Origin of the sequence: Tabrizicola sp., from assembly GCF_034366665.1 — a bacterium.
Classification (GTDB): Bacteria; Pseudomonadota; Alphaproteobacteria; order Rhodobacterales; family Rhodobacteraceae; genus Tabrizicola.
In genome coordinates this window covers 1-6,946 of sequence record NZ_JAXMMF010000018.1, presented here as the reverse complement: position 1 = coordinate 6,946, position 6,946 = coordinate 1, and the positions used below count along the sequence as shown (strand labels likewise).

5 protein-coding genes and 1 pseudogene are annotated in these 6,946 nt (G+C 67.8%); 2 read left to right on the top strand and 4 right to left on the bottom strand.

The window, feature by feature from the left end; all coding sequences use genetic code 11:
* From U1E69_RS02155 to U1E69_RS02145, 3 genes and pseudogenes are all read right to left on the bottom strand, one after another.
* Positions 1-368: pseudogene (locus U1E69_RS02155) on the bottom strand (glycine/betaine ABC transporter permease); the annotation flags it as partial.
* Complete coding sequence (locus U1E69_RS02150; protein ID WP_322242425.1) at positions 368-1,390, bottom strand: quaternary amine ABC transporter ATP-binding protein; 1,023 nt, start codon at positions 1,388-1,390, stop codon at positions 368-370. The pseudogene U1E69_RS02155 and the gene U1E69_RS02150, both read right to left, overlap by 1 nt.
* An 81-nt stretch (positions 1,391-1,471) precedes the next feature.
* Positions 1,472-2,413 (bottom strand): ABC transporter substrate-binding protein, encoded by a 942-nt coding sequence (locus U1E69_RS02145; RefSeq protein ID WP_322242424.1) that lies wholly within the window; start codon positions 2,411-2,413, stop codon positions 1,472-1,474.
* 187 nt (positions 2,414-2,600) lie between these two features.
* Here U1E69_RS02145 and U1E69_RS02140 point away from each other — a divergent pair, with 187 nt between their 5' ends.
* Positions 2,601-3,302: a response regulator gene (locus tag U1E69_RS02140; RefSeq protein WP_322242422.1), complete on the top strand. Its 702-nt coding sequence runs from the start codon at positions 2,601-2,603 to the stop codon at positions 3,300-3,302.
* Here the strand turns inward: U1E69_RS02140 and U1E69_RS02135 are convergent.
* The gene (locus tag U1E69_RS02135; protein WP_322242420.1) at positions 3,283-6,150 is read right to left on the bottom strand and encodes an ATP-binding protein; all 2,868 of its coding nucleotides are present in this window, start codon (positions 6,148-6,150) and stop codon (positions 3,283-3,285) included. The genes U1E69_RS02140 and U1E69_RS02135 overlap by 20 nt on opposite strands.
* Before the next feature lie 60 nt (positions 6,151-6,210).
* Between U1E69_RS02135 and torT the strand changes: the two genes are divergently transcribed.
* Positions 6,211-6,946: TMAO reductase system periplasmic protein TorT (gene torT, locus U1E69_RS02130; protein ID WP_322242419.1), on the top strand; the 736-nt coding region annotated here is incomplete at its 3' end.

Genomic DNA, 6,946 nt, shown 5'->3' with positions numbered 1-6,946 from the left:
GCCAGCCGCCAGCCGCCCAGCGCATAGCCCGCCATCCCGGCGGTGGCGGCGATCACCACCCAGGGGATCGGGCCAAGATGCGGCCAGCGCGATTTGCCGTAAAGCAGGTTCGCCGTAACATCCAGGCAGAACTCCACCACGTCGGAAAAGGCCCGGGTAAAGGCCATCAGACCCAGGTCGTCGCGCGCAAAGTCGAAGACCGCGTTGATCCAGTCGGCAAAGGGCAGGACCATGCTGTCAGGCAGGCGCAAAAGGCCCGCGGGCAGGACGTTGCGCGACAGGACCAGCACCAGCGCGACCAGCAGGATCGCCTGCGCGATACGCTTCTGGTCCAGACGGAACGGGGGCTGCGGAAGGGTCGCCGCCATCATGCCGCCGGCCCCAGTAGCAGGTCCAGCGCCGCCTTCCGGTCCAGAAGTCCGGCGATCCGGCCCTTGTCCACCAGCGGGATCAGCGCCCGGCTGTCGCCCACGATGCGCCGGGCGAGTGCGTGCAAGGTTTCATTGGCAGGCAGCGGCTCGCCCTCGATGGTGCGCCCCTCGACCGGTTGGGCCAGCGCCAGGGCGTGCACGACGCGGGTGCGGTCAATGGCCTCGGTGAACTTGGCGACATAGGGCGTCGCGGGGGCCATGACGATGCGTTCGGGCGTGTCGATCTGCTCGACAGCACCGTCCTTCATGATCGCGATGCGGTCGGCCAGCCGCAAAGCCTCGTCGAAATCATGCGTGATGAAGACGATGGTCTTGGCCAGCATCCCCTTCAGCCGCAGGAATTCGTCCTGCATCTCGCGCCGGATCAGCGGGTCAAGCGCACTGAAGGGTTCGTCCAGGAACCAGATGTCGGGCTCTACCGCCAGGCTGCGCGCGATGCCCACCCGCTGCTGCTGGCCCCCCGACAGCTCACGCGGGAAATAGCCCTCGCGGCCCTTCAGCCCCACCAGCGCCAGCACGTCGCGCGCCCGGGCGATGCGGGACGACCGGTCCTGCCCGCGCATCTCCAGCGGGAAGGCCACGTTCTCCAGCGCGGTGCGGTGCGGCAGAAGGCCGAAGCTTTGGAACACCATGCCCATCTTCTTGCGGCGCAGCTCGATCAGCTCGGTCTCGGAGAGTTTCCCGATGTCGCGTCCCTCGACCTCCACCACCCCCGACGTGACGTCCAACAGCCGCGCAAGACAGCGGACCAGCGTCGACTTGCCCGAGCCCGACAGCCCCATCACCACCAGCATCTCGCCGCGCCGGATTTCCAGCGAGACATCGCGCACGGCAGCGATGTGGTTGGTCGCGCGCAAATCGTCCAACGTCGTCGCGGGCGTGAGGCGCAGCCGTTCGGGCCGGTCGCCAAACACCTTCCAGACATGTCTGCAGGAAATCACCACGTCGCTTGCGGTCATAAGCTTGCCCCCGGAGAAAAGCGCCACCCGGGGGAATGCTCCCGGGTGGCAAGGTGGGTCACCCGAAGGTGACGCCGGAGATCATTCGGTCCAGGGCTTCCAGACCGCCTCGTTCGCTTCCAGCCAGGCGGTGGCGGCGTCTTCGGGTTCCATCCCGTCGACGTCGACAAACTTGGCCATCTCGGCGATCTGGGCGTTGGTGAAGTTCACCTTCTGCAGCGTGGCATAGGCGGTGGGCCACTTGTCCTTCATCCCGTCCCAGGCGGCGATCTTCAGATAGCCGTTGGCCGGGTTGCCGCAGTCAAAGACCTTGTCCGGGATCGGACCCTTGGCCGGATCGGTGTCGCAGCCTTCTTCCCAGGCCGGGAATTCCACGAACTCGCCCGGCCAGACGGCTTCGGCGAAGTTCGGGGTCCAGTTGAAGAGGACGATGGGGGTCTTGTCCTTTTCGGCCGCCGCGATCTCGGCCCACAGCGCCGCAGCCGAGCCCGCGTTCACCACCACGAAGTTCATCCCCAGCGCATCGACCTTTTCCTGGTCATGCTTCAGCCAGTCCACCGGCCCGCCCAGGAAGCGGCCCTTGTCGCCGGTTTCCGGCGTCACGAACTTGGCCGCGCAGTCGTTCAAAGCCTTGTAGTCCGGCAGGCCCGGGCAGGCCTCCTTGGTCCACATCGGATACCACCAGTCCTCGCGCGTGATGGCGGCATGGGTGGCGACGTCGTGGATGCCGCCCTTTTCGACCGCGGCCCGGAAGGACTTGCCAAAGGCGCCTTCCCAGACTTCCAGCTCCAGCGTCGCGTCGCCCAGCCGCACGGCCTCATACACCGCCTGGCTGTCGGTCGACACGTATTCGACGGAATTGCCCATCCCCTCGAAGATCTGGCCCACGACGTTGGACATCACAATCTGGCTTGACCAGTTGTGGGTCGGGATGACGATCGGGTCGGACGAATCCTCGGCCCAAACCGGCGCGGCCAACGCGACAACCGCCGCGCCAAGAAGCAGTCTGGTCAGTTTCTGCATGTGTTTCGATCCCTGTTCAGGTCGCACCCGTTGCGGCGGCGACGTTTCCCCGGAAAGTCGGACGCTTTCCTGAGAGGCAAGGCTATGCACAGGATGTGAACACGTCAGACCCTGGCGATGAACAGGCTGGAGAATGTTGTTACAAAATGTTAACAAGATGCCTGTCGCACTTCGGAACGTCCCAGGCATGAACACTGCCGCCCATATCGTCGTGATCGAGGATGACCCGGTGACCCGCACCGCGCTTGGGGGGTATCTGGAGACCTTCGGCTACCGCGTCACCGCCTGCGCCGGGGCCGAGGCCGCCGAAAAGGTGCTGGCGCAGGAAAATCCCGACCTGCTGATCGTCGACATCAACCTGTCCGGCAAGGACGGGCTGGAGATCACCCGAGAACAGCGGGCGCGGTCCGAAGTGGGAATCATCTTGCTGTCGGGCCGGACCGACGACGTGGACCGGATCGTGGGATTGGAGCTTGGCGCCGACGACTATGTCTGCAAGCCCTTCAACCGGCGCGAGCTTCTGGCGCGGGTCAAGAACCTTCTGCGGCGCACGGCGGCCATGCGCCAGCTGACCCGGCGCGTGGTGCATTTCGCCGGGTTCACCTTCGACACCGCCGCCCGCCATGTCAGCGCCGAGGACGGCGCGGGCGTCCAGCTGACCCGGGCCGAGTACGAACTTCTGCGCACTTTCGTGCTGAACCCCGGCATCGTTCTGTCGCGCGACCGATTGCTCGCCAGCATCACACATCGCCACGGCGATTCCGGCTCGCGGACGGTGGACGTCATGGTCAAACGCCTGCGGGCCAAGTTCAGCGACGACCCGAAGCAGCCGCGCATCTTCGGCACCTCGCATGGCGAGGGCTACGTCTTCACTGCGCCGCTGTCCTGACCCCCGCCAGATCCTCCAGCGCCTGAAGCGACCGGGCCAGCTGCCGTTCCGCCGCCCCTGCCGCCGCCAGAAGCGGCCCGACAGCCTCGGGTCCCGGCAAGGCATCGCGGCGCGACAGGTCGGCCAGCACCTCGCCCAAGTCCGGCAGGTCAAAATTCCCGACCGCGCCCTTCAGCTGATGCGCCCGCCGTTCGATCTCCGCATCCGCGCCGTTGCGCAGCGCCTCGGCCAGCGCCGCGACCTCGGGACCCAGCCGGTCCAGCATCAGCCGCACCAGATCGCGGGTCGCGGTCGGTCCCAGATCGGCCAGCGTCTCGCGCACTGCCGGGGCAACGCCCGCGCCGCACAGACGTTGCAGCGAAGCGGCCAATGCCTCGGGTGTCAGGGGCTTGGCCACCACCTCGTCCATCCCGGCTTCCAGGCAAGCCGCGATGTCCCGGGGCTGGGCGTGGGCCGAGACACCGATCACCGGCAGCCGGTCCAGCCCCGGCAGACCGCGCAAGCGCTGCGTCGCCTCGATGCCGGAAATGCCCGGCAGGTTGACGTCCATGAGCACGGCATCAAAGCCGCCCTTTCCCAGCATCCCAAGCGCCGCCTCGCCCGTGTCCGCGATCACCGCCCGATGGCCCAGCGCCTGCAGGAAGCCCAGCGCGACCTCCTGGTTGACCGGGTGATCCTCGACCACCAGCACCGTCAGTTGCGGCAGGTCGGAGGCCTGGTCGGCCGCAAAGACCTTCAGGGCTGCGCCGCGCGCAAAGGGCAGGTGCAGCGTGAATGTCGCACCCTGCCCGCGCTGGCTGGAGACGGTCAGCGCCCCGCCCATCAGCCCGGCCAACCGGCGGCTGATCGTCAGCCCCAAACCCGTGCCCCCAAAGGTCCGGGCCGTCTGCGGGTCCTCTTGCTGGAAGGCGTCGAAGATCCGCTCCAGCGCGTCGGGCGCAATCCCCCGTCCGGTATCGCTGACCGTGAAGCGCAGGCGCAGCGGGTCGGCTTCTGCCGCCCCGGCCAATGCCACCGCGATGCGCACTTCGCCCGCATCGGTGAACCGCACCGCATTCGACACCAGGTTGAACAGGATCTGCCGCAGCTTGCCCATATCGCCGCGCAGCACGGGCAACGCCGCCTCGGGCAACTCGGTCACCAGCCGCAGACCCTTCTCCTCGGCCGTCGGAGCCATCAGAAGCGCGATGTCCCCCAACGCCTGGCCCAGATCGAAGTCTTCGATATCCTCGGCGGTCTGGCCCTGCTCCAGCTTGGAATAGTCCAGAATACTGTTGAGAAGCCCCATCAGCCCCTTGCCCGAGGCCAGCGCTGCATCCAGCCGCGCCACCTGTACCCGCGTCAGTCCGCCCTTCGGCAGGTTGCGCAGCATCCCCAGAACCCCGTTCATCGGGGTGCGGATCTCGTGGCTCATCATCGCCAGGAATTCCGACTTCGCCCGATCCGCCGCCTCGGCCCGGTCGCGCGCGGCGTCATGCGCCGCGACCTCGCCGCGCAGCGCCTCGGTCTGCTCGTCCACCAGGCCCTGCAATTCGCTGCGGTGCCGGCGCAGCTCTTCCAGATGCCGCTCGCGTTCCGCCGCCAGTTCCCGGTTGGCGATGGCCTGCTGGCGGAAGACCTCGACCGCCCCTTCCATTTGCGCGATCTCGTCCGTGCCCGACCGCGCGATTTCCTCGCCCGGGTCGCCCTTGGCCAGCCCGGCCATCCGCGCCGCCAGCGCATCCAGCCGCCGGATCAGGTTGCCGCGGACATAGAACCACAGGACCCCCAGCGACAGCACCAGCGCCAGCATCGCCGAAAAGGCATAGAGCCGCTGCGTCGCCAGGATCGCCTGCTCGGCCGACTGTCCCGCACGGACCGCATTCGCCTCGATCCGGTCCGCCAGGGCCGAGGCCGCCGTCTCCAGTTCCAGCGCCGCCCGGCGCAGCTCGGTCTCGGCCCCGGCGATCCGCTCGGTGACTGCCAGCACCTGCGCCACGTTCTCGAACAGCGCCGCCGTTTCAGGGGGCGTGGCCGGAGCAGCCCCGATCACCCTGAGCAGCACGCGCACCCGGTCGGCGCGCCGCGGGTCCTGCACCGACTCCAGCCGGCGCGAGATCACCCGCACCCGCGCCGCCAACTCGTCGCGCAGCGCCTGCAACTCGGCCTGCGACTGCACCCCGGCGACCCGGTTCAACAGCAGCCCCACCTCCGACGCATGCGAGCGCAGTTCGAACATCAGCCCCATCTGGAAAAGATCCACCTCGATCAGCTTGTCCAGCGTATCCAGCCGGATCTCGGGGTTCGCCGTGTCCGTCCCGTCCATGCCATACAGGCTGGAGATCACCGCCGAGGCCCCCATTTCGGCATTTGCGACCAGGGTGTCGGCGATTTCGGTCAGCTCCACCGCCGCCGCCAGGCCCGCTCCCAGTTGCGCATCGCGGCGGGCAATCAGGCTGATCCGTTGCCGCACCAGCCGGTCGATGGTGGTCAGCGCCTGCCGCAAGCCCGCTTCGGCCGCCAGCGCATTGGCGAGGGCGTCATCCGGCAGCCCTTCCTGCTGTAAAAGCCGCGCCCGCAGCGCATTGGCCTGGTCGAAGAGAAACGCCGCCCTCTCGGCCCGCTGCGCCTCATCCGTGACGGCTGCCAGCTCTGGCGCGACCGCGACCACCCGGCTGGTTTCCTCGGCCACGCCCCGCACTTCGGAAATTGCGGGGATCGCCTCGGTCACCACCCGTGACTGGTTTGCGGCCACATCCTTCAATTCGAACCAACCCAGCACACCCGTCGCAGCCGGAAAGCCCACGATCAGCCCGATCGCCAGCAGCAGCCGTCCGCCAAGACTCGACTTGTAGCCGAAGTTCCGCAAGGCTCGCCCCCAGGGTTTGCGGGCCCAAACTATCACCTTATCCGCAAAAGGGGAGATGCGATGCGCAAAGCCGTCACGGCGGCGATCCGGGTGGCGGGTCTGGTGGCGATCCGGGTGGCGAGTCTGGCGGCGATCCTGGTGGCAGGCCTTGCGGTCCCTGCCCCGGCCGAGGTCTGGCAGCTTGAAGCCCGCGCCGTGCCCTTCGACGACGCCAGCGCAGCCGTGCCACTTAGCTATACCCCGCTGGCCCGCGCCACCCGGCCCTGGCGCTTCTGCGTCCTCTATCCGCACCTGAAGGATGCCTACTGGCTGTCGGTCAACTACGGCATGGTCGAAGAGGCCCGCCGCCTGGGCGTCGCCTTCGACGTGTTCGAAGCCGGGGGCTACCCCAACCTCTCACGCCAGAATGACCAGCTGAAGGGCTGCGCCAGCGACGAATTCGACGCGGTGATCCTGGGCACCGTCTCCTATGCCGGGCTGACGGCCGAGGTCGAACGGATCGCCCGCCTGAAGCCCGTGATCGCCGCCGTCAACGACATCGACGACAGCGGCATCACCGCCAAGGCCAGCGTCCCCTGGACCGAGATGGGCGCCGCCGCCGGTCGCTTCATCGCCGAACGCCATCCGAAGGGCAGCCCGCCGGTCCGCATCGCGTGGTTTCCGGGGCCGCAGGGTGCGGGCTGGGTCACCTTCGTCGAGGCCGGTTTCCGCGCTGGACTGGCCGACAGTTCGGCGCAGATCGTGATGACGCGGTTTGGCGACACCGGCACCGAGGAACAGGTCCTGCTCGTCGAGG